Raw genomic sequence first — 23,097 nt, forward strand, 5'->3', positions numbered from 1 at the left:
ATTTACACGATGCAATCTTCACAAGTACTTACATCAGTCATTTCGTTGATACCACCCTTGATGTTCTGTAATTCTTCCTGAGATACTATTTCAAAATTTTTCATTGCTGTTTTGTTTTATTGGTCAATACTAGGTTTACTATAGGAAAATGGAATTTGGTCAATTAAGTATTTACACGATGCAATCTTCACAAGTACTTACATCAGTCATTTCGTTGATACCACCCTTGATGTTCTGTAATTCTTCCTGAGATACTATTTCAAAATTTTTCATTGTTACATGTTTTTGTATAGATTCTAATTGTTTACCTTTTTTATCGATTACACCCCTTTATTCCCTTTTTTTGAAAAAGGTAACCCTCGAAACAGACTTTTTTTTAAAAAAAATAAAAAAATAGCCCTATATTTAGATTTTTATTAGCCTTATTATTTGGTTTAATTCATTGTTAGTAAGAATATTATAAAACTCAACTTGAGCGTGAAAAATTTTCAAAAAAAGATTCTTATCTTTCCTCTTTTTCTTCTTTTTCTTCTTTTTCTTCTCTTCATTTTTAGTGGAAGTACTAATTTTAGCACTAATTCAGATTTAGAAAAGCAGAATAATTCTGTAATAGGTAAATCTGATTCGTTACTACAGGAGCAATTTGATAGAGCAGTTGGATTTTTAAGAAAAGGCGAGTTTGAGTATTCAATTCAGTCTTTTGAAAATGCTATTGGTACTATTAATCAAGGTGGTTTGTCCGATAATGTTATGATTTACAGGACTTATGTGAATTTTGGTGTTTTATTAGGAAGAGTAGGAGATTGGAAAAAGTCCTTAAGGTATTATGATTTTGCTGAGAGGTTTACCATCACTAAGTTTGGAGTTAATTCAAATAAATTGATTCCAATTTATGTAAATAAAGGAATTATTTTTAATAATTATGGTGATTTGGTTAAAGCTCAAAATTATTATGAAAAAGCTTTATCTTTAATGGATCACCAGAAAGAATCAAGATGGTTGTCTCAAACCTATCAAAATTTAGGGATTATCTTTTATAAAAGAAATAATTACTCTGAAGCTCTTTCTTATTTCTTAAAAACACTAGATTTTAAAATAAAAGAAAATGTTGGAAATACTTCCATTACAAGAAATACAATTGGTAACTGTTATAAAAAGCTAGGTAATTATGTGGAAGCTGATAAATACTATCAGAAAAGTATATCTGAAGTAAAAGAGATAAATGGTGATGATTATTATTTGCTGGGAGATTATTACTTAAATTATGCTGTTTTCCAAGATGAGATTAATAATGATATAAATGTTTTACCTTATTTAAATTTAGCTCTTAATATATATAATAAAAACTTTGATAATAAACATCCCGGTACAGCTCATTGTTTAAAGAATTTTGGTGATTACTATTTTAAGAAAAAAGATCATTTAAATGCATTACAATATTATCAAAAAGCTTTAATTTCTGAATTGGATAATTTCAATAACAGTACGGTTTACATCAACCCTACTATGGATGAACTTGATCCACAGCTTTCCATTTTAGAAATTTTAAAACCTAAGGCTGTTACTCTTCGATATTTATACGATAAAACCAATAGTATTTCAGATTTGGATTTCAGTTTACAAACCTATGATCTTTGTCTGGATATTATTGATAAAATTAGAATTGCCTATCAAGATGAAGAAAGTAAATTTGCTCTTTCAAAAAATGAAAAAGAAACCTATAATCAAGCAATTGAGATAGCGGTAAAATTGTATCAATTTACCAAAGATGTAAAATACAAAGAGAAAGCTTTTATATATTCTGAGCGTTCAAAATCGGCTAGTTTGCTGTCTTCATTAAACGATGTGAATGCAAAAAATTTCGGAGGTATTTCAACAGAATTGCAGGAGAAGGAAACAAATTTGAAGTTGAATATTGCTAAGTATCGTGAATTGGTTCATGACGAAAGAAGAAAACAAACACCAGATCGTGATTCAATTAGCGGATGGCAAAATGTACTTTTCAATTTGAATGAGGAATACAATCAAATGGTTCTTCGTTTTGAGGAGGATTATCCGGAGTATTACGCACTGAAATACGATACCAAAACCATCGATATTGAAGAATTACAAAGCAGATTAAATGATAATGATTTATTGATTGAATATTCAATTTCTGATTCATCACTTTTTTCTTTTGTAATCACAAAATCAAGTTTTGAAGTTGAGCGGGAGAAGATTGTAAAAGATAGTTTTGATTACCATTTGGAGGAGGTTCGTAATTGTTTGAAGACGAATGATTTTGCGAATAATAGTGCTGATTATTATAAAAGATATACAAAATCAGCTTATCATTTATATCAGCATTTATTGAATGGAAAGGATAGTTTGCTTATTGGTAAAAATCTTCTAATAATTCCTGATGATAAAATGGCTTACATTCCATTTGGTGTGCTTTTGAAAAAGGAAGCGGATACTACAACGATGAATTATAGAAATCTGGAATATTTAATAAAATATAATTCAATTACTTACCACAATTCAGCGACTCTTGGTTTCAAAAATCATTCGAGCAACTATGGATTTTCTTCAACCAAATCGATTTTAGCTTTTGCACCGTCTTATAATGATGTAAATGATTCAATATTATTTACTGAAAGAGCTTACCGGGATAAATTATATCCTTTGCCTGGAGTAAAGGAGGAAGTTATTAACATATCAAAAGTGATTCCTGGCGATTTGTTTCTTGATGATAGGGCCACGGAAGCTAATTTTAAGGCGAATTCGGGTGATTACGATGTGCTCCATTTGGCAATGCACACTATCATTGATGATGAAAATCCGATGTATTCAAAACTGGTTTTCACACAAAATTCTGATTCTTTACAAGATGGCCTTCTAAATACGCATGAAATTTACAACATGAATTTTAATGCAAGAATGGTTGTTTTAAGTGCTTGTAACACTGGTGATGGTAAGTTATTGAAGGGAGAAGGAGTAATGAGTTTAGCCCGGGGTTTCTTCTATGCAGGTTGTCCAAGTGTAATTATGACCTTATGGACAGTAGAAGATAAAACCGGATCAAATCTAATGAGTAATTTCTATACCTTTTTATCTCATGGATTGAAGAAAGATGATGCTCTTCGTCAGGCTAAATTGGAGTATTTAAAAACAGCTGATGCATTAAAATCTCATCCTTATTTTTGGTCTGGATATGTTACTTTAGGAGATGTTGATCCTTTGTATGATGATGGTCTTATTCATAAATTGATGTACTTTGTTTTTGGTTCTGTTGGAATAATTCTACTCTTATTTTTTCGAAAAAAATTCAAAAGTAAAGCTGCTTAATTTCATTAGTACTATCATCGCTCCCAAATAAGGTTTTATTAGCTTTTGAAAAAGAGTTTACTGTAAAATTAAAAACATAAGAAAGCCACCCAATTTTATTGGATGGCTTTCTTTATTTTTGATGAATGATGAAGTGATCTATTCCAGCCTGTTGATGATTTCTAAAGCTTTTGTCTTATAGAAACTGTTTCCCTGGGCGATTACATAAAATTGCTTAAGAGCTTTCTCTTTCTCATTTGTCATGAGGTAACAAAAACCAAGATACCATTCAGATTGCTCTATAAACAGGTTATTCTTATGCTTTAGTACTCTAGTGAAATTTTTATTTGCTTTTGAGTACTCATTAATTTCGATATTCGAAATACCCGAATAAAAATTACCTGTGATGTTCGTGCTGTCTTTATCCAATATTTTTTTGAATAAAGTCAAAGCGGTTCGATAATCTTTAGTTTCATAGCTTTTTAAAGCCGTTACTAATAAATTATCGATCATGATGTCCGACGAACGAGTATTGATAACAACGTTGTATGGTTTATAGTAGTTGCTAAAAACTTTATCGTTTGAATAAGTGGACTGATTGTTCATGATGTACATTAAACTCCCTAAACCAATTACAAATGCAAGGGACGCCGCGGCAATATTCCACTTAGTCAAAAATTTCAGCTTTCGCTTTTGAGTAGGATTAGAAGGTATTTCAATAGCCTCTAATTTGTTTCTAAGATCCATAACGTCTTGTTCCATTATGGCCTCATTAACCTCCATATGAAGGTCAAGTTCCATTTGAAGATCTGAATCTTCGAGTAATTCCTTCTCGAATTCCTTCAATTGGCTTTCTGTTAGATCACCGTCAAGAAAATCCTCGATACGGTCAAAATTCATTTCATTCATCATATACTTCTTTAAATTCATTATCACTTTTAATACTTTCCATTAATGCTTGTTTGCACTGATACTTTTTCTTTTTTGCGTATTTCTCACTCTTGTATCCCATAATTTCGGATATTTCCTTTAAGGAAACCTTTTCAAGAGTTAGCTGAAGCACCTTCTTACAATCTGAGCCTAGAAGTTTGAAGTGTTTTTGATACAGCCTGTACCTTTCGGTTTGATAGTAGGTCTGCGTTGCTTCATCTAGTCTATTGTCTAAAATAGCTTCTGAATTAATTTCGTTGCTATTTTTTCTTTTCTCAAGTTGTTTCAACCATAAAAGCCTACAAATTGAATAGATATAGGTCTTAAAATTACAATTCAGAACCAAAGGTTCTTTTTTCATTTTACGGTAGATTACAATAATGGCTTCTTGAAAAAGATCTCTTGCATCTTCTTCGTTTCCGTTATTGTTTTCTATAAAATTCCGAATACTTGGGAAGAATTTGCTGTAGATGTAATTTAATACATCATTATTGCTCATGCTGATCCCCTCAAGTATCGCTTCCGTAGTGTAATCCATATTTCCTATCCCTTTATTCCTCTAATGGCCAAAAGGTAACCCACAAAAAGTAAAAAAAAGTAAAAAAAAGTGCACTTTATCATCTAAGTAATTGATTAAGTGTCTAATAAGTTTGAAATTTAATTGATGTTTTTTTATTTTAAAAATGATATTTTAACATAAACCGATCCAATATACAATATTCTCTCAAATTTGGACGTTCCTGAAAGTTATTTTTTTTGACCATATTATTTAAATATACGGTAGATGTCATAAAAAGATTTATGAATGCATAATTTATTGCAAAAAAAAAGATCAGACTTTCAAATGAAAATCTGATCTTTCCGTGGGCGATATAGGATTCGAACCTATGACCCCTTGGGTGTAAACCAAGTGCTCTGAACCAACTGAGCTAATCGCCCGAATTATTGGGAATATGTGCTTTTTATAGTGGGCGATATAGGATTCGAACCTATGACCCCTTGGGTGTAAACCAAGTGCTCTGAACCAACTGAGCTAATCGCCCTTGCCCTTAAAAGCGATGCAAATATAAGATGGAAATATTGTATCTGCAAGGGGAATAATTAAAAAAGTGAAAAAATATTTATAGTGAGGTCGAAATACAGACAGAAAACTTTACTTTTATCAGTCATAAAAAATTGATACTATGGATAATAATTTAGAAAGAGACTGGAATAAACTTTTATATAAAATTTCTGAAGATTTTAATGTAGATGCCGATTTAAACGGAACATTACTACTAATTGGGATTCAGGAAAGAGGAAAAGGTTTTCAGGAGAAGTATGAAAAGGACGAAAAAATGGATCACATCAATTTGGCAACATGTACTCTGTTGATGAAATGGAATTACTATCAAATTGATGGGTATGATGAAAATGATTGGCCGGTTTTTAAGAAAAATAAAATGGTTCCTCCTTTTTCTAAGGAAAAAGAAGAATTATTGTTAAAATCTTCGATAGTAGAATATTTTAAAGACAATGATTATTTAGAAATTGAGAACTAAAAGATAAATTCGAAATTTAAAAATTCTATAAGCACCTATGAAAAATCTTATTTGTATTGCCATTGTTTTTCTATTTATATCCTGTCAGGAAAAATTAGAGTTGGGAAAAAAGGATAGAATTGTTCAGATTGAAACAGAGTATGGAAATTTAAAAATCCGTTTGTATGATGAGACACCGGCTCACCGGGATAATTTTGTGAAATTGGCGTACGAAAAATATTTTGATGGCACTTTATTTCATCGGGTGATAGATGGATTCATGATTCAAGGTGGTGATCCTGATTCAAAAGATGCAAAGTTGGGACAGCGATTGGGCGAAGGGGGACCTGGATATCAAATTCCTGCAGAAATTAAAGCAGGTTTATTTCACAAACGTGGAGTTATTGCTGCTGCAAGGGAAGGAGACGATGTGAATCCTGAAAAGAAATCTGCAGGTTCTCAATTTTATCTTGCGCAAGGCAAGGTTTATACAGTTGGAGAATTGGATACTCTGCAAATAAAAATGAATGGAAAATTAAAAAGTTCCATTTTCAATAAAGTGCAAATGCAAAAAGCTGAACTTCTTTCAAAATATCAAATGGAAGGTGAATTGGATAAGTTGACGGAGGAAATTGATCACATTAAATTGGAAGTAGACTCAATATTTAATATTGAGAAGATTGTATTAAGCAAAGAGCAAATTGAAGCGTATACTACTGTTGGTGGAATTCCACATTTGGATGGAAATTATACAGTTTTTGGTGAAGTTATCGAGGGAATGGATTTAATCGATTCGATTGCTTGTGTTGAAAAAGACAATTTTGATCGTCCGCTAAAGGACATATCAATGAAAATAAAAATCTTAAAATAGACAACATTACATGTTGGAAATGGAAGCTTCGTAATATATTGCGAAGCTTTTTTTTGGCTTTCAAACTCTAGCTATTTATCTTAGTCCAAATTTAAAAAGATATCGTTGAATGAAATTTAGTAAGAAAGTCCTATTTGGAATTGCAATTTTGCTAATAACGAACCTGTCATTTGGACAAACCACCAACTCAATTATTTTAATAGAGACCAATATGGGCAATATTAAATTGATGTTGTACAAGGAAACTCCAAAACACAGACAAAATTTTCTGCAGTTAATAGAAAACGGTCATTTTAATGGAACATTATTTTATAGGGTGATAAAGGGTTTTGTGGCTCAGGGCGGCTCGCAGGATTCCAGAAATGCGCCGGCAGGAAAAATGATAGGTTACGGCAGTTCGAACAGAACCATCGAATCAGAATTTAATCCTAAATACTTTCATAAAAAGGGTGCAATTGCTGCACCAAGAAAGCCGGATAATGTAAATATTTTTAAGGAATCGGATATTTCTCAGTTTTATATTGCTCATGGAAGAGTGTTTACGGATGAGGAATTGACTTTGATGGAAAAAGAAGTGAATGTTCCTTTAAGAAAGCGAATCGTAAAAAGGTTTTTAACTGCAAGTAAAAGAGCTGTTTTGGATTCCTTAAAAAAAGCCGGTAAGGTGGAAGAGTTTAGAGCCATTGCGAAAATAATTAAAGAGTCGATAGAATTCGAATACAATAGTTCCAAAGAGCGACTGGAATACTCTGAGGCTCGCCGTAAAGCCTACACAACGGTGGGCGGGGTTCCGCATCTTGATGGTAATTACACAGTTTTTGGGGAAGTGATAGAAGGATTGGATGTTTTGGATAAGATTGTGAATCTTAAAACGGATGCAAATGACCGACCTTATCAGGATGTAAAAATGAAGGTGAAAATTCTCAAATATTAAAGAAAAAAGAGATTTGTTTAAATAATTATTGAATCTTCCGGCTAAAATAGAATCCTCAGTAACAAGGAGAAAAAACTTTTTGTAACTTTGCCGACTATCGGATTTCAAAAGATTAAAAATATGTTAGACAAAATAAAGAATTTATTGGAGGAGCTAAGTGGATTTTCGGCAACTACATTAGAGGAAGTTGAACAATTTAGAATCAAACACCTTAGTAAAAAAGGTAGTATTGCTGTTTTGTTTGCAGATTTTAAGGATGTTCCAAATGATCAGAAAAAAGCTGTAGGACAAGCTCTTAATGAGCTAAAGACAACTGCTTTGGATAAAGTGAATTCTCTTAAAGATAGTTTCACCAATCTTGATTTTGGAAAATCAGGTTTGGATTTGACTTTATCGGGTGATCCGGTTAAGTTAGGTTCGCGCCATCCGCTTTCTTTGGTGAAAAATGAAATCACAGAGATCTTCTCCCGTTTGGGATTTACCATTTCTGAAGGTCCGGAGATTGAAGATGACTGGCATAACTTTTCAGCTTTAAATTTCCCTGAAGAACATCCTGCCCGTGATATGCAGGATACTTTCTTTATCGAGAAAAATCCGGATGTAATTTTGCGTACTCATACCTCTTCGGTTCAGGCGCACGATATGTCTGAAATGGAATTGCCGATTCGTTGTTTAACGCCAGGCCGGGTTTTTCGTAACGAAGCTATTTCGGCGCGTGCTCATTGTATTTTTCACCAAATTGAATGTTTGTATATCGATGAGAATGTTTCGTTCGCAGATTTAAAACAAACACTGACTTATTTCGCGAAAGAATTTTTTGGAGAGAAAACCGAAATTAGATTACGACCATCCTACTTCCCGTTTACAGAGCCATCGGTCGAGGTTGATGTTACTTGTTCACTTTGCGGAGGAAAAGGCTGTAATGTATGCAAAGGAACTGGTTGGTTAGAGATTTTAGGTTGTGGTATGGTTGATCCGAATGTTTTGGAATTAAACGGAATCGACAATAAAAAATATACAGGCTTTGCCTTAGGAATGGGAATCGAAAGAATCACGATGCTGAAATACGGTATTAAAGATCTTCGCTTGTTCTTCGAGAACGACATTCGCTTTCTGGAGCAATTTTCGGCAGCAGGATTCTAGAAAAAAAATATGACATTTTAGATGTGTTAGTCTACACGATAAAAACAAAAAGTGCCTATCCTTACGGGAGGCACTTTTTTATTTTGTGGACTATTGAAGATTTTTTTTTTCAATAATTACTGGGCGTAACCATAGTGCCAACAAATGCAGCATGTCCACATTTCCAATAGTAAATTGACTGTTTGACCTTTCGACTATTGGACTCTTCTACTTTTCAAGACTTTTTTACTCTTCATGATAAATAATCTCGGAAGTAACAGGAATCACTTGTTTGTACAAAGCACTCACCCCACATTGCGATTCTTCGGATATTTTAACGGCCCGCTCCAATTTTTTATGAGGAAGATCCTTGCCAAAGAATTCGTAAGTAATGTGCATATTTTTATAGTAAGTGGGCTGAGTTTCGGTTAGCTCTCCTTCTACTGATACTTTAATATCCCGGATGTCGAGCCTCATTTTTTTTACAATTAGCGCCGTATCAATGCCCGTACATCCCGCCAAAGCGGTCAGCATTAGCTTCTTTGGGCGGAATCCTTTGTCGTCTCCACCAACTTCGGTGCCGGCATCGGTAATCATTTTATGACCATCCATATTGGTTTCGTAGGCAAGGTTTCCCAGCCACGATAGTTCTACTTTGTGTTTCATATGATTATAATTTGTTTTCATTTGCCATATGGAACTTACCATAAAATTATTTCCCTGTGTAAGAAAAATTTTGTGCATGGACGTTTCATAATTGCTGTATTTTTAGTCTTTTTACCTTTTGGATAAGTAAAACTTAAATTTGTATATTTGACCTGATTACAAATTGAAAGCGATTTGTAATAAAAGTAAGGAAAAGCCTTCGAACCAAATAATTTTTCAGACACTTAAATGTGGTTAAAGTTCGATAAAAGGAATTGTTATTGAATTAGTAGTATTGATTTCAGTTTTAATTTGAATTTAATGAAGCAGAATCCAATTCTCCCAAATTGCAATCAGTTAGCCGAGAAGTTCGGTGAACGATTTCAAAATTTGAAGGTAGAAGATATGAATCTTTTATTTTGGGGTGAAGATGTTCATTTCTATAAAAGAGGCAGTATTATTTATTCTGAGGGTGATTCCGCGAAAGGATGCTACTTTCTTTTTTCGGGTGTTTTAAAAGTATTTAAAACAGGTATGGAAGGGAAAGAGCAAATCATTCGTTTTGCAAAGCCCGGCGATTTAATTGGTTTTCGTTCTGTGTTGAGTCAGGAGCGGGCATGCACTTCTGCTAAAGTGATTGAAGATGCTACCGTTTGTTTCATCCCAGGTAATGTTTTAACCAAACTGATTCAGGAAAACTCTAATTTTGCAATGGAATTAATTCAGCTTACATGCAAAGAATTGGATGAGGCAAATGATTACATTACTGATATTGCTCAAAAAACGGTACGGGAACGTTTAGCCGAGATTTTAATTCAATTGGAAACAGCTTTTGGATTGACCGAGGATGGTACGCTTAAAATTGCACTAACGCGTGAAGAGTTGGCAAATATGGTAGGAACAGCAACCGAATCGGTAATTCGTTTGTTATCGGAGTTTAAATCAGACAAACTAATTGAACTAAATGGCCGAAAAATTAAAATACTAAATACCAAAGCACTTAAAAAAGTCGGCGGAATTTTGTAAGGTCTGCCTGCAATAATATTTCAACCCCATCTGGTTCGTCCGGATGGGGTTTTTTAACATTATTTTTTTAGGGAAGTAATTGGTATCTGGAAATATGATTAATACTGATTTTTCTGCCACTGTTAAACTATAACAGGATGTTCAATTAACATTAATTTGCATTTTTTATTTGGGTTATTTCGATAGGATGTTTACTTTCAGAAATATTTTTTGAATTTTTTAAACCCTAAAATCCTTTTAAAATGAGTAACAAAGAGAATTTTGATGCCCTGTTACCAATGTATCAAGCGTATGCTAAAAATGAAATTAAAGAGCTCAATCAACCTGTGGATATTGCCATTGATGAAGCTATGGATTTATCGGTAATAGCAGACAAGGATCGGGAGTTGTTGGCAACTTCGGATTTGGATGTGAGTTTAATCGACGATCTGCCAATTCGGGCCGGAGGCTTGCGTTATGCACAAACAGTATGGGTACAGGTTCAGACCGATAAGTCGGATGCAGAGGAGCAATGGAAGAGCCTCTCGGTTGAGGCTTTTGAAGTGCGCGATGAGCTTTTGCATTTTAGCAGGAATGCTTATCGTAAGAATCCTAAACTGATGGATGTTATTAACCGGATTGCCGAAGGATACGGCAATGCTGATATGTTTCAGGATCTTTCGGATTTGGCCATGCTGGGAACAAACAATCCAGAGCCTTTGGAGGGAGTTCATTACCCAATGGAAAAACTCGAAAGAGCCTCTGAGTTATCGGATTTATGCGGAGCGCTGTTGGCTAAGGTGAACGGTGCCAGAGTAGATAACGACAAGCCGGCTAAAGAAATGCGCGACCGGGCATTCACCCATGTAAAACAAGCTGTTGATGCCATTCGCGAAGCAGGGCGTTTTGTTTTCTGGAAAGATGAACAGAGGGCGGAGCAATATACCAGTGCCTACTTCCGAAAACTAAGAGAAGCCAGAGAAAAGAAGGTGGAAGAGGAGGCATAAGCTTCTGAAAGCCCCGGGAAGAGCGCTTACTTTTGCGAAGGGAGGGTCACAGAGTAGAAGGGAGGGGCACTTTTGCGAAGGACAGGTCACTTTTGCGAAGGACAGGTCACAAGTGCGAAGATTTGGATAATTATTACGAAGGAGGCCTCCCAGGTGCGAAGGAAGGCCTTCTTTATGCGAAGGACGACTCCCAGAACAGAAGGACCAATAGAATGGGTCTTTTTATAAGTTGCTGCCGACAGAATTAGGAATCAAAAATAGAGATCATGAAAACATTCCAAAACAAATACCGCATCTCCTCGTCGCGTGCTGTGTGGTGGAATTATTCCAATGAAGGCAACTATTTTGTGACCATCTGCAACCATAAAAGGCAGTGGTTTTTTGGTTCTGTTACTGATCAGAAAATGGAATTGTCTGAAATTGGAAAGATCGCCCATCAATTTTGGTGCGGGATTCCCAATCATTTCCCATTTGTAAAATTGCACGCCTTTGTGGTGATGCCCAATCATGTGCATAGTACTATCAAAATTGCAATCGTGCAAATCACGAAGAGATGTTGCATACTCTTTTAATACCGATAATCCATTCCGTGCTGACGTTGCATGAAACGGCTCCATCTAAAAAAATAATAAAATGAAAAAAATACTACTACTTGCTTTCGTATTGATAGCAATTATCAGCAAAGGAATTTCACAAACCGACTACTCCTTAGTAATCCCAAATCCGAAATCATTATTAACCAAAGAGCAACTGATTAAAGATAAAGAGGCTCTAAAAAATTATCACCCAAATCCTTTTAACTCTTTTCCTGAGAGGGAATGGGATTCTATAATAGATGTAGTTGCAAAAGAATTGCCTTTAGAACCGATCCGGGAAACGGAAAAAACACTGATTAGAAGAAAGCTTTTGGATAGAGTTACTTTTGAAGATCCTCATTTACGGTTTATTCCGGTACTTGGGAAAACGGGTACTTTAAAGGTGAAAATGAAGAAGATAAAAGCTTTGCCTTTTACTTTGATAAACATTTCCGACACATTGCTTGTTGACAAGAGCTTTGATGAAAATATTCTTTCTGGAGATCGAATATTAAGTATTAATAATGTTGATGCAGTTACTTATTTGGAAAGTTCGTATCGCGATCGATATATGTCCGGTTACGCCTTGCAGGCTTTTCATCATTTCAGTTTTACTTCTGATTATATTATCAAATTAGTTAGGAACAATCAGCAGAAAGAAATAATTATTCAAGGAATGCCGATAGACAAAGGATTTTTCCAAAAAATGTATGGAGATATTGAGGAAAAAATAATTGACGAAAACAAGACGGGATATTTTAGTATCAACAATTTTGATTACAACAAGTATTTGGTAAAATGCTTAGGGCGTTACCTTGATAAGGTGAAAAAAAAGGGGTGCAAAAATGTTATTATTGATATTAGAAGAAATCCCGGAGGAAGTGGTGATCACTTTGATGAATTGTTTTCATTACTATCGAATAATAAAAAGATTCCTTATCAGTCAGGCGTTAAATTAAAAGTATCTAAAGCTACATATAAAGATTATTCTTACACGGAAGATGATTTTGGAAGATTCGTTGACTTGCCGGATTCTCTTATTGTGAAGGAGTGCCCACTGGATAGTTCAATGTATAAAGGGGATTTTAATTATTACGTTCTTATAAGTCAGCAGACAGCATTGATGGCAGCTACTTTCGCTAATGTGATACAGTATAATAAAATTGGCTTGCTGGTTGGAGAACCTCTTGCCCATAATGCCTTAAATTATGGGGAGACAATTACAGCAGAGAGAGATAATTCCTTTTTCACAATTTCAACAGTAGAGAATTTTGAGTATACAAAGGCTGAAGAGGGAATTTTAAATCCGGATATTTCGATTCCTTTTGTTGCGAGCGAGTATATGAAAGGCGGAGATCCTGTTTTAGAGAAGTGCATAGAGTATATTAAAAATAATCCGAAATAAGATATAATGGATTGTTTAACAAGATCTGTTATAAATGGATCTAGTTTATTTCACATATTTTAACATTTATAAGGGTTACCTTTTCTCTTTTTGCGGAATTAAGTAGTGTAGTAATTAACCAAATTGCAGCCAAAATGAATATTACCCAAAATACGGAATTAATTGAACGAGTTATAGAACTTTCGGAGAATAAATCAACTGGAAGCCCATCTGTACTATCTGATAAACTGGGTGTTTCTCAACGGAACCTGTATCGGATTTTAGATTGTATAAAGGATTCGGGTATTGCCATTTCGTATTCTAGAACGCTTCAAAGCTATATTTTAGAATAATTATAAATTAACAGTATTTTCCGAAAAATGTAAATATTAGGAGCTCCCTGCCATTTTTGGCAGGGAGCTTTTTTAATTTGGTGCTGTTTAAATTAATAATGCGCATTATTAATTAAGCCGCTCCGGAATAAGTAAACAAATATCCGTTCTCACCCGGAACGACTTTGGTAGCTAGGCTACATTTTGCAAGAGCAAAACTACCTAAACGAGATGACCTGTGCAATTGGCGGTTGTGCAGGGAATGGAGTTAAGCTAATTATTAATTATTGTTATGAAAAAAGCGAAAAAATTAGAATTAGGAAAAAAATCTATTGCAAACTTAAGTAAGCCAGAGATGAAAGGTGTAAAAGGTGGTGCCACCATGAGACACATTTGTACTGCCATGAGCTTGACAGTAAAATGTGATGAACATACTGTTTTGCAACAAAATTAAATAATTTTGTTACTATTTATGGGGGCAGATATATATTATCTGCCTTTAATTTTCTAAAAAAATGGAAAAATTAAGCAACTAATGAAACATATTATTTCCTGTAAAATTGAATTAATATGTGAACATCTCGTACTATTAAATCATGAACCAGCAGATAATTCTTTACACGGAGGGAGAATTGGGAATGCTTTATTTTTATTGTATGCGAGTCGATATTTGAAGGATAAGCGTATCGAAGTTCTAGGATTAAATATTGTGAAGGATGTAATTCAGCATTTGCAAGAGGAACCTATGAATCTTGGTTTTTCTGAAGGCTTGACAGGTGTGTTATGGTCAATAAAACACCTTATTAGAACTAATTTCTTATCCACTGAATATAAAAATGTGTATAAAGGTATTGAGGATGAAATTTATAATTTAACTCTTGATTTTATTGATTTGAATAAATTGGATTTATTGCATGGAGCTTTAGGAAATATTTATTATTTATCTTATGATTTGGAGAATAATCCAGAAAATGAAAAATTTATAAATGGAATAATTCAAGCACTTAAAACGAAAGTTTATTCTTATGGAGGAAAAATGCATTGGCAAGATTACAATAGAGATTTCTTCGATTTTGGAGTTGCTCATGGTATTTGTGGTTTACTACTTATTTGTAACAGACTTGCTGGTAACTTAAAATATCATGATTGTTTACAGAGTTTAATTTCAGACATAACAACTTTGATAATGAGTGATCTGGGGCATAAAAGTTTGTTGGATGATATCCCAATTGGTATAAATAATGAGAAGAATATTTATGGTAGTCGATATATTTGGTGTAATGGTTCTGTGGGAATTTTATATGCATTATCACAAACGTTAATAACCGGAAACGAAAATAAAGATGTAATTCAACGATTAGCAAATATATTTTCTGATGTTAGAGATTCAAAAAAACATGGAATTATTGATGCTAGTTTATGCCATGGAACGGCTGGTAATATGCAAATATCTTACCGTTTGTTCAAAAAATATGGTGATATAAGATTTATTAAAGCTAGAGATTATTGGTTGCAGAAAATGATAAGCGAGGCAAAATTTGTAGATGGAATTGCTGGTTTTAAAACTTGGAATGGTTTTGGAATGGAGTGCGATACTTCATTTTTAACAGGAATTTCGGGAATAGGTTTAGCTATGTTGTCATATTTGGATGAGAATTTAAGTGTTTGGGATGATGCTTTTTTAATATAATATTTATGGATATAAGTGCTTTTAATAAATTTATTGTAAGAACTCCTATTTTTCCGGTTAAAAATATTGATAAACGGGACTATTCAGATCTCTTTAAAGAAGGTTTATTCCTTTCGTCTCAGGATTTTTATGAAATATACAGTAAGGAAGCTGATATTTCAGAGAGACAATCACTTGTTTTAGAGAAGTTTTGGAGAAGATCTTGTTTTAGATGTACTCCTTTTGGTTTATTTGCTGGATGTTCTATCGGAAAATTTGGGGAAAAGAATATTTTTTTTTTGAAAAGAAGAAATGAATACATAAGAAAATCAAGATTGGATATGGGGTGTCTTGGAATGATTTGTGAATACGTGAAATCATTACCAGATATTTATCAAAGCACAAAATATTATGCAAATACTAGTTTGTATGAGTTACATGATAAATTTAGATACATTGAGTATTTGATAAATAGTAATCTTGTTAGAACTTATGAACTGGTATCTGTAGATTATTCAACCCATCTTAAAGAAATATTGAATTTTGCTACAAAAGGTATAAAGTATGATGCTTTAGTGGAATATCTTGTAGCCAATAATTATTCAAATGAAATTTCTAAAAACTTCATAAATGAATTAATTAATTCTCAAATATTAGTTAGCGAGATTGATTTGCAAATAACAGGTGCTGATCCTTTAGATAGATTAATAGAAATATTAAAACCTATTAATTGTGAAACATCAATAATTAATTCGTTGCAAATAATTAAGAAATCAATTCAGTCACTTGATGATAATCATTATGAGACTAATATGGATCTGTATAAATTAATTCGACAGGAATTAGCTTATCTATTACCTCGAAAGGAATTGAAGAATTTTTTACAGGTTGATCTCTATAAACCCACAGATAATTGTATTATGTCTACGGAAATATTAGAGAGTGTTAAAAAAGGAATTGAGGTTCTAAACTGGATGAATTCTTTTAAGGATGAACGAATTAGTCGCTTAGAGCAATTTAAGTCAGAATTTATAAGTCGATTTGGCGATAAAGAAATACCCTTAATGCACGCCTTGGATGTTGATTGTGGCATAGGATATAATCAATTTATAAATAGTCAATTTGATGACTCCGAATTGATTGAAGGTTTGGTTGTTGAATATGAAGAGATCAATAATTGTGTCTTAACGGCACGAGAACTATTTTTATTAAAAAGGTTGAATAAGGCCTTTTTACAAGGAGAAAATGCAATCGAATTAACAGATATAGATTTTTTGGATTTGAATAAATCCGAAGTAAATATTCCAATTACTTTTTCTGCATTCATTGAATTAACACAGCAAAATAATCATGACCCCAAAATACATATTTCGTATGTAGGTGGCTCTAGCGCTTCAAATTTTATTGGTCGATTTGGATCAACAAATGAGGAGATAAAGGATTTTATTGAAGAGATCTGTATAAAAGAATCAAAGCTTATTGGTCAGAATAAATTAATTGCTGAAATCGTTTTTATACCTGACTCAAGAGTGGGGAATGTATTGTTTAGACCTGGTTTACGGAAATTTGAAATCCCTTTTATGGCCAATTCAAGCCAGGATTTAGATCATCAAATTTTTGTCAGTGATTTGATACTAAAAGTTAAAAATGGTAATATAGTATTATATTCACAAAAGCTAAAAAAAGAGATAATTCCAAGGCTTAGTTGCGCTCATAATTATAATTACAAAACACTTCATGTGTACCAATTTTTGTGTGATCTACAACACCAAAATGTAAAACCGAATTTGAGTTTTAATTGGGGAAATATTGAGAATTTAGTTTCTTATTTGCCAAGAGTTTGTTATGACAATTTAATATTCTCACCTGCTATGTGGATTGTTACTCAAGACGAGACTACTAATGCTAAATGGGATAGTGATGATAAATACTTTGAACATATTGTCAATTTCTTTAAACTACCATCAAAGGTTATAATGGAGGAAGGTGATCAAAAGCTTCTTTTAGATTTTGATAACGAACTCTGTAGAAAGATTTTTCTAGATGCATTACAAAAAGGTAGCTTTGTTAAGCTTACTGAGTTTTTCGAGGATGATGGTATTGTAAAGGGACCGGAAGGTTACTATCAAAGCGAGTTTATTGTAACATTCTATAATAATAAATACTCTTCAAATGTCAAAAAAGATTATTGATAGTTACCTGCCTTGTGATACATGGTTGTATTATAAAATATATTGTGGAATAAAAATAGCAGATGAAATACTGGTTAGTAATGTTCATTTCTTATGTAAGGAATTAATTGAAAGTAAATCAATAAAAAGTTTTTTTTTTATTAGGTATTGTGATCCCAAACCACATTTACGATTGAGGTTACTTATAACCTCTATGGAACATTTATATGAAATTGTATCTCGAGTTAACTATCACTTTAAACCTTTCATTCAGGAAAATTTGATTGGAGGATTGCAAATTGATAGTTATAAAAGAGAATTAGAAAGATATAACATTGACTCAATACAAAATTCAGAAAAGATATTTTGCCTGGAGAGTAAGATGTTATTGGAATACTTATTACACGAAAAGCAGTATGATGATAGGTTGTATTTTGTGATTTCGTTGGTCGATTTTTATCTTACGAAAGTAAATTTAAGTATTGAAGGTAAAAAGCAATTTGCAGAGAAAATGAAGTGTTATTACAGTAAGGAATTTTCTGTTGATAGTTTTTTCAAACGAAATCTTGAAGCTAAATATAGGGTAAAAAGAACCCAAATAGATAAGTATTTATTTTCTCAAGAGGATACAATTATTTCAAAATTAATTCAAGAATACAGTTCTGCCATGGAATATAATTTAAATGCAATAAAGGAAACGCCTTCGGTTAATATTGAGTATTTGCATTATATAATTCAAAGCCATATCCATATGCTTGTTAATAGAGCTTTTAGAGGTAATCAACGGCTTTTTGAACTGATTGTATATGATTTTATGATCCGATCTTATAAATCTAAAATCGCTAGATTAAAATGTATGAATGCGGACAACGATAGATAGTTCAATATTTAACGGTACGATTTAAGCTAAATTTTCCCTATTTTTAGCTTGACTATAATAAATTGACTAACTACCATTCTGCCTTGAAGAAAAAATTCCCCCATTTCCGCCAATTGGATGCCATGGATTGTGGCCCGACTTGCCTGCGTATGATAGCCGCTCATTTTGGCAAGAACTTCAGCCTTCAGTCTTTACGCGATAAATCGCACATTACCCGCGAGGGAGTTTCGATGTTGGGCATTGCCGATGCGGCGGAAAGTATTGGCCTGCGAACCATGGGCGTACGCATTAGCTACGAGCAGTTACAGGATGATGCTACGCTTCCGGCTATTTGCCATTGGGGGCAAAATCATTTTGTGGTAGTACACAAAATCGAGGTAAAAAAGAAGGCAACGACGGTTCATGTTGCCGATCCGGCATCCGGATTGCTAAAATTTACCAAAGAGGAATTTATTAAGTCGTGGGCCAGTACACAAAGTCAGGGGGAACTGAAAGGCTTGTGTTTGTTGGTGGAAACTACACCTGATTTTTACGCTCAGGGCGACGAGGATATTTCCAATAAAAAGAGCATTGGTTTCCTGTTAAAATACTTAAGGCCGTACCGTAAGTTTTTGGTGCAATTGGCATTGGGAATGTTGTTTGGGAGTATGTTGCAGCTGATTTTTCCATTCCTTACCCAATCCATAGTCGATGTAGGTATCAATACGCAAAACCTGGGTTTTATCTATTTGGTACTGATTGCCCAATTGGTATTATTTATCTCCCGAATGTCGGTGGAATTCATACGAAGCTGGATTCTACTGCACATCTCAACACGAATCAACATCTCATTAATATCCGACTTTTTAATCAAGTTAATGAAGTTGCCCATTGGCTTTTTCGATATTAAAATGATCGGTGATTTATTGCAGCGGATACAGGATCATACCCGAATTGAAAATTTCCTGACATCATCCACCTTAAGTATTCTGTTTTCGATGGTTAACCTGGTGATTTTTGGAATTGTTTTGGCTATTTACGACATGCAAATCTTTTTTGTTTTTGCAGTAGGATCGGTTTTGTATCTTATATGGGTAAATCTTTTCCTGCGAAAGCGCAGAGAATTGGATGGGAAACGATTTGCTCAACTATCGAACAATCAGAATTCATTGGTTCAGTTAATTACCGGAATGCAGGAAATTAAGCTGAACAATTGTGAGAAGCAGAAACGTTGGGAGTGGGAGCAAATACAAGCCGAATTGTTTAAGGTAAGAACCAAAGGTTTGGCTTTGAATCAGTATCAGGTATCCGGTTCTATTTTCTTCAACGAAACAAAAAATATCATCATCACCTTTTTGGCTGCAAAATCGGTATTGGATGGAGGCATGACCTTGGGTATGATGTTGGCAGTGTCTTACATTATAGGTCAATTGAATTCCCCGCTCGACAACCTGGTTCAGTTCATTCATTCGTGGCAGGATGCTAAAATATCGCTCGAGCGATTGGGTGAAATTCATGAGATGAAAGAGGAAGAAATGCCAAATGAGGATCGCTTAACCGAAATTCCCGAACAAAAAGCCATTGATATTGAGAGAGTATTTTTCCAATATGAAGGGCCGCATTCCGAAATGGTTCTCGATAATGTTAATTTGAAGATAGAAGATGGAAAAACCACTGCAATTGTTGGTGCATCGGGTAGCGGAAAAACGACATTAATTAAGCTGATGCTGGGATTTTATCCCACTACAAAAGGACGAATTTCATTGGGTGGAGTTACTCTCGAAAATTACAGTTCATCGATGTGGCGGCAAAATTGCGGGGTGGTGATGCAGGATGGATTTATCTTTTCGGATACCATCGCCAAAAATATTGCCGTTGGTGATGAGTTCATCGATAAAAAGAGATTGTTGTATGCGGTTCAGGTTGCCTGTATTGACATGTTTATTGAAAGTTTACCATTGCGCTACAATACACGGATTGGTGCCAATGGTCATGGCTTAAGTCAAGGACAAAAGCAGCGTATTTTAATTGCCAGGGCAGTTTATAAAAATCCTAAATTTTTGTTCTTCGATGAGGCGACAAATGCCTTGGACGCGAACAACGAAAAGGCAATTATGAACAATTTGGAGGAATTTAATAAGGGAAGAACTGTGGTTGTTGTGGCTCATCGCTTAAGTACTGTTCGTAGTGCCGATAAAATAATAGTTCTGGATAAAGGAAAGATTGTTGAGGAAGGAACTCATGCTGATTTAACAAAATTGAAGGGAGCTTATTATCAGTTGGTTAAGAACCAATTGGAGCTAGGAAATTAAATATTATTCACCCTATCTATTTGTACCCCAAACCCCTAAAGGGGCTTCAATAAAATGTCCCCTTTAGGGGATTTGGGGGTAAATCAGCGAGGGATATCAAAAATTTAATCAGCGTAAAAGCATGGATAAGGATACAAACATAGAATTACGGTCAGATGAAGTTAAAGAGATTTTGCAGCGAATGCCCAATTGGATCATTCGAAGCGGAACAACTCTTTTCTTTGTGGTTATTTTTGCTCTGCTGATTGGAAGTTGGTTCTTTCGGTATCCGGATATTATACAGTCCAAATTGGTGCTTACCACCTTAAATCCGCCTGCCGAATTGGTTGCCCGATCATCCGGACAGATTCAAAATCTGTATGTTGCAGATAATCAGGAAGTGAAAAAGGGAGAACTTTTGGCCATTATCGAAAATCCCGCGGTTAATGATGATGTGTTCGTTTTAAAAACAAAAATGAACAAATTTCATGAACATCTTACAGGTGTGGATGGCATTAAATCCAATTTGTTGGAGGGTAATTTTCGTTTGGGTGAAATTCAATCGTACTACAATGGGTTTTTAAAATCATATGTTGATTATCAGCGTTTTTTCGATTTGGATTATTACGATCGAAAAATAGAATCTTACAAGGATAAAATCAGTAAATACAATTTATATTACGAGCGGCAGTACCAGCAAAAAGTGATTTCCGAAAGTGAATTAGCGATATCAAAAAAGCAATTTCTTCGCGATTCATCTTTATTTATTCGGGGTGTGATTTCGCAGTCCGATTTCCAAAATGCACGTAAAAAATATCTGGAACAGAGCTATGCTTTTCAGGGCACGCGTTCCTCACTTGCCTCTACACAGATTAGTATTTCTGAAGTGGATCAGCAAATTATCGATTTAGAATTAAATAAAGAAAGAGAGCGAAAGGAATTGCAGAATCTGCTCATTCAATCCTTCGATAATCTAAAGGCTCAAATCAACATTTGGGAACAAAAGTATGTATTGATTACGCCTATTGATGGAAGGGTTAGTTTTAATCGTTTTTACAGCTCCAATCAAAATGTAAAGACTGGAGAAAGGGTTTTCACCGTTTTGCCGTCAGATTCCACTAAAATTATTGCCAGAGTTGAATTGGGAGTGCAGGGAGCGGGCAAGGTTAAAATAGGGCAACGAGTGAATATAAAACTTGATAATTATCCTTATCTTGAATATGGGATGTTGGAAGGTACCATTCGGTCCATATCAAAAGTGCCGGAGGATCAGAAATACAGTTTGGATGTTGATTTCCCGAAAGGCTTAGTTACCAATTATGGAATTGAGTTGGATTTTGCACAGCAAATTGAAGGTCAGGCTGAGATAATTACAGAAGATCTTCGCCTATTACAACGTATTTTTAATCCGATTCGATCATTAATTAAAGACCGTTTGTAACTTCATTATTGAAAATTAATCCGGCACAGATTGTTTTCTTTCCCTTTCATAAATTTTGATACTAAAACAATTGATATGAAAAAGCTGGCTGTTGGGATAGATATTGGCGGAACAAATACGGTTTTTGGTTTGGTCGATAAAAAGGGAAATATTCTTGCTGAGGATTTTATTTTCACAAAGAAGTATTTGGTATTTCAAGCATTTATAGATGAATTATGTGATAGAATTCAATCTCTTGCTGAGAAATTGAATTGTGAATTGGTTGGAATTGGAGTAGGGGCTCCAAATGCAAATTATTTGGATCAATGCATTCAGGATGCCTCGAACCTGCCATGGAAAGGGAAGTTTGAATTGGGTAAGCTTTTGAGCCAAAAAATTAGAGTTCCTGTTTCCGTTACAAATGATGCCAATGCATCTGCCATGGCTGAGATGTTGTTTGGAGGGGCTGTTGGAATGAAAAACTTTATGGTTTTAACATTAGGAACAGGATTAGGATCGGGTATTGTTGTTAATGGGGAATTGGTGCACGGTCATTCAGGTTTTGCCGGAGAGATGGGACATATGATCGTTCGTCCTGAAGGCAGACATTGTGGATGCGGAAGATTGGGGTGTCTGGAGACTTATGTATCTGCAACAGGAATTAAGAGAACAGTGAGTAAATTATTTGCAAAATTTTCTTATTCAAGTGAATTGAGAAATATCCCTTTTAATCGAATAAGTGCCAGAAGATTAGCTTTGGAAGCTAATGCAGGAGATCAAATTGCAATTGAAGCCTTCGAGTTTACCGGTAAAATTCTAGGAATTGCTTTAGCGAATGTGATTGCTTTGAACAATCCGGAAGCTATATTTTTGTCTGGTGGTTTATCACAAGCAGGCCATTTAATTTTGAAACCAACACAATACCATATGGAACAGAATTTACTATCTGTTTTTCAGGGAAAAACACAGTTAAAACTGTCCTCTGTTGAAGGAAATTCGGGAGTAAAGGGATCGGCTGCACTTGTATGGAAAGTTGTTGAATAATTTGTAGATTTG

General features: G+C 34.2%; 22 protein-coding genes and 2 tRNA genes. 16 read left to right on the forward strand and 8 right to left on the reverse strand.

Features of this window, described 5'->3' with window-relative positions; translation table 11 throughout:
• Window positions 1-2 precede the first annotated feature (2 nt).
• Both QUH73_RS10995 and QUH73_RS11000 read right to left on the reverse strand, forming a co-directional pair.
• Entirely contained in the window at window positions 3-104 is a 102-nt protein-coding gene (locus QUH73_RS10995; protein WP_289530489.1) for a bacteriocin, read from the reverse strand.
• Window positions 105-171: 67 nt separating this feature from the next.
• A complete protein-coding gene (locus QUH73_RS11000) occupies window positions 172-273 on the reverse strand; it encodes a bacteriocin (RefSeq protein WP_289530489.1) in 102 nt (33 codons plus the stop codon).
• Between the two features lie 204 nt (window positions 274-477).
• Between QUH73_RS11000 and QUH73_RS11005 the strand changes: the two genes are divergently transcribed.
• Window positions 478-3,327: a CHAT domain-containing protein gene (locus QUH73_RS11005; RefSeq protein ID WP_289530490.1), complete on the forward strand. Its 2,850-nt coding sequence runs from the start codon at window positions 478-480 to the stop codon at window positions 3,325-3,327.
• Between the two features lie 138 nt (window positions 3,328-3,465).
• On the opposite strand, the gene QUH73_RS11010 is transcribed toward QUH73_RS11005, so the two are convergent.
• The 4 genes from QUH73_RS11010 to QUH73_RS11025 all read right to left on the reverse strand — a co-directional run bounded on the left by QUH73_RS11010 (window position 3,466) and on the right by QUH73_RS11025 (window position 5,279).
• A complete protein-coding gene (locus tag QUH73_RS11010; RefSeq protein ID WP_289530491.1) occupies window positions 3,466-4,236 on the reverse strand; it encodes a hypothetical protein in 771 nt (256 codons plus the stop codon).
• Window positions 4,208-4,774: an RNA polymerase sigma factor gene (locus QUH73_RS11015; protein WP_289530492.1), complete on the reverse strand. Its 567-nt coding sequence runs from the start codon at window positions 4,772-4,774 to the stop codon at window positions 4,208-4,210. The genes QUH73_RS11010 and QUH73_RS11015 overlap by 29 nt, the downstream gene beginning before the upstream one ends.
• Window positions 4,775-5,100: 326 nt before the next feature.
• Window positions 5,101-5,175, reverse strand: a tRNA-Val gene (locus QUH73_RS11020).
• A 29-nt stretch (window positions 5,176-5,204) separates the two neighbouring features.
• Window positions 5,205-5,279, reverse strand: a tRNA-Val gene (locus tag QUH73_RS11025).
• 141 nt (window positions 5,280-5,420) lie between these two features.
• Here QUH73_RS11025 and QUH73_RS11030 point away from each other — a divergent pair.
• From QUH73_RS11030 to pheS, 4 genes are all read left to right on the forward strand, one after another.
• Window positions 5,421-5,777: a hypothetical protein gene (locus tag QUH73_RS11030; RefSeq protein ID WP_289530493.1), complete on the forward strand. Its 357-nt coding sequence runs from the start codon at window positions 5,421-5,423 to the stop codon at window positions 5,775-5,777.
• Between the two features lie 37 nt (window positions 5,778-5,814).
• Entirely contained in the window at window positions 5,815-6,627 is an 813-nt protein-coding gene (locus QUH73_RS11035) for a peptidylprolyl isomerase (protein WP_289530494.1), read from the forward strand.
• 109 nt (window positions 6,628-6,736) lie between these two features.
• A complete protein-coding gene (locus QUH73_RS11040) occupies window positions 6,737-7,561 on the forward strand; it encodes a peptidylprolyl isomerase (RefSeq protein ID WP_289530495.1) in 825 nt (274 codons plus the stop codon).
• Window positions 7,562-7,681: 120 nt separating this feature from the next.
• Window positions 7,682-8,704: a phenylalanine--tRNA ligase subunit alpha gene (gene pheS / locus QUH73_RS11045; protein WP_289530496.1), complete on the forward strand. Its 1,023-nt coding sequence runs from the start codon at window positions 7,682-7,684 to the stop codon at window positions 8,702-8,704.
• A 225-nt stretch (window positions 8,705-8,929) separates the two neighbouring features.
• Here pheS and QUH73_RS11050 read toward each other — a convergent pair whose 3' ends face one another.
• Entirely contained in the window at window positions 8,930-9,349 is a 420-nt protein-coding gene (locus QUH73_RS11050; RefSeq protein WP_289530497.1) for an OsmC family protein, read from the reverse strand.
• A gap of 300 nt (window positions 9,350-9,649) precedes the next feature.
• Between QUH73_RS11050 and QUH73_RS11055 the strand changes: the two genes are divergently transcribed.
• Together QUH73_RS11055 and QUH73_RS11060 are read left to right on the forward strand one after the other, a co-directional pair.
• Entirely contained in the window at window positions 9,650-10,354 is a 705-nt protein-coding gene (locus QUH73_RS11055) for a Crp/Fnr family transcriptional regulator (RefSeq protein ID WP_289530498.1), read from the forward strand.
• A 242-nt stretch (window positions 10,355-10,596) separates the two neighbouring features.
• Window positions 10,597-11,340, forward strand: coding sequence for a hypothetical protein (locus tag QUH73_RS11060; RefSeq protein WP_289530499.1), 744 nt, complete (start codon window positions 10,597-10,599; stop codon window positions 11,338-11,340).
• A gap of 251 nt (window positions 11,341-11,591) precedes the next feature.
• Here the strand turns inward: QUH73_RS11060 and QUH73_RS11065 are convergent, their stop codons facing one another.
• The gene (locus QUH73_RS11065) at window positions 11,592-11,957 is read right to left on the reverse strand and encodes a hypothetical protein (protein ID WP_289530500.1); all 366 of its coding nucleotides are present in this window, start codon (window positions 11,955-11,957) and stop codon (window positions 11,592-11,594) included.
• Window positions 11,958-11,973: 16 nt separating this feature from the next.
• On the opposite strand from QUH73_RS11065, the gene QUH73_RS11070 reads away from it, so the two are divergent.
• From QUH73_RS11070 to QUH73_RS11110, 9 genes are all read left to right on the forward strand, one after another.
• Entirely contained in the window at window positions 11,974-13,320 is a 1,347-nt protein-coding gene (locus tag QUH73_RS11070; RefSeq protein WP_289530501.1) for a S41 family peptidase, read from the forward strand.
• A gap of 134 nt (window positions 13,321-13,454) precedes the next feature.
• Window positions 13,455-13,652, forward strand: coding sequence for a hypothetical protein (locus tag QUH73_RS11075; protein WP_289530502.1), 198 nt, complete (start codon window positions 13,455-13,457; stop codon window positions 13,650-13,652).
• Window positions 13,653-13,923: 271 nt separating this feature from the next.
• A complete protein-coding gene (locus QUH73_RS11080) occupies window positions 13,924-14,085 on the forward strand; it encodes a TIGR04149 family rSAM-modified RiPP (RefSeq protein WP_289530503.1) in 162 nt (53 codons plus the stop codon).
• 81 nt (window positions 14,086-14,166) lie between these two features.
• Complete coding sequence (locus QUH73_RS11085; protein WP_289530504.1) at window positions 14,167-15,321, forward strand: lanthionine synthetase LanC family protein; 1,155 nt, start codon at window positions 14,167-14,169, stop codon at window positions 15,319-15,321.
• Between the two features lie 5 nt (window positions 15,322-15,326).
• The gene (locus tag QUH73_RS11090; protein WP_289530505.1) at window positions 15,327-17,492 is read left to right on the forward strand and encodes a lantibiotic dehydratase family protein; all 2,166 of its coding nucleotides are present in this window, start codon (window positions 15,327-15,329) and stop codon (window positions 17,490-17,492) included.
• On the forward strand, window positions 17,473-18,351 hold the full coding sequence (locus QUH73_RS11095) for a thiopeptide-type bacteriocin biosynthesis protein (RefSeq protein WP_289530506.1): 879 nt from the start codon (window positions 17,473-17,475) through the stop codon (window positions 18,349-18,351). The genes QUH73_RS11090 and QUH73_RS11095 overlap by 20 nt, the downstream gene beginning before the upstream one ends.
• An 83-nt stretch (window positions 18,352-18,434) precedes the next feature.
• Window positions 18,435-20,642 carry a peptidase domain-containing ABC transporter gene (locus QUH73_RS11100; protein WP_289530507.1) on the forward strand — a complete coding sequence of 736 codons (2,208 nt, stop codon included), beginning with the start codon at window positions 18,435-18,437 and terminating at the stop codon, window positions 20,640-20,642.
• Window positions 20,643-20,763: 121 nt separating this feature from the next.
• Window positions 20,764-22,062 carry an HlyD family secretion protein gene (locus QUH73_RS11105; RefSeq protein ID WP_289530508.1) on the forward strand — a complete coding sequence of 433 codons (1,299 nt, stop codon included), beginning with the start codon at window positions 20,764-20,766 and terminating at the stop codon, window positions 22,060-22,062.
• 75 nt (window positions 22,063-22,137) lie between these two features.
• On the forward strand, window positions 22,138-23,085 hold the full coding sequence (locus tag QUH73_RS11110) for an ROK family protein (protein ID WP_289530509.1): 948 nt from the start codon (window positions 22,138-22,140) through the stop codon (window positions 23,083-23,085).
• Window positions 23,086-23,097: the final 12 nt, after the last annotated feature.

Origin of the sequence: Labilibaculum sp. K2S (genome assembly GCF_030372765.1) — a bacterium.
In the GTDB taxonomy this organism is placed as follows: domain Bacteria; phylum Bacteroidota; class Bacteroidia; order Bacteroidales; family Marinifilaceae; genus Labilibaculum.